Origin of the sequence: Polaribacter sargassicola (assembly GCF_021991835.1) — a bacterium.
GTDB lineage: Bacteria > Bacteroidota > Bacteroidia > Flavobacteriales > Flavobacteriaceae > Polaribacter > Polaribacter sargassicola.
In genome coordinates this window covers 1-320 of sequence record NZ_JAHDAU010000133.1, presented here as the reverse complement: position 1 = coordinate 320, position 320 = coordinate 1, and the positions used below count along the sequence as shown (strand labels likewise).

Sequence of the window (320 nt, the reverse complement as noted above, 5' to 3'; positions counted from 1 at the left end):
CCCTGGCGACTACCTCTCGTATCCGGGCGACGCTCCGCACATCTTCGAGGCGCGCACCGCCGGAACGACAGCGGTCCTGATCACCGAACTCCGGTGATCAGGACCGCGCAGGTCTCGGGCCTTCGGCTCAGTACCAGTTCACTGCCTGGGAGTGCGACCACGCCGAGCAGGGCGAGCCGTAGGCCCGCTTGATGTAGTCCAGACCCCAGGCGATCTGCGTCGCGGCGCTGGTGCGCCAGTCCGCACCAGCGGTGGCCATCTTGCTCCCGGGCAGCGCCTGCGGGATGCCGGTCGCGCCACTGGGGTTGTAGGCCTTGTAG

Annotated in this window: 1 protein-coding gene; it reads right to left on the bottom strand. The window is 68.8% G+C overall.

Features of this window, described 5'->3' with window-relative positions; all coding sequences use genetic code 11:
* Positions 1 to 127: 127 nt before the first annotated feature.
* Positions 128 to 320 (bottom strand): aggregation-promoting factor C-terminal-like domain-containing protein (locus tag KI686_RS16175; RefSeq protein ID WP_237590355.1); only part of this gene is annotated, 193 nt, incomplete at its 5' end.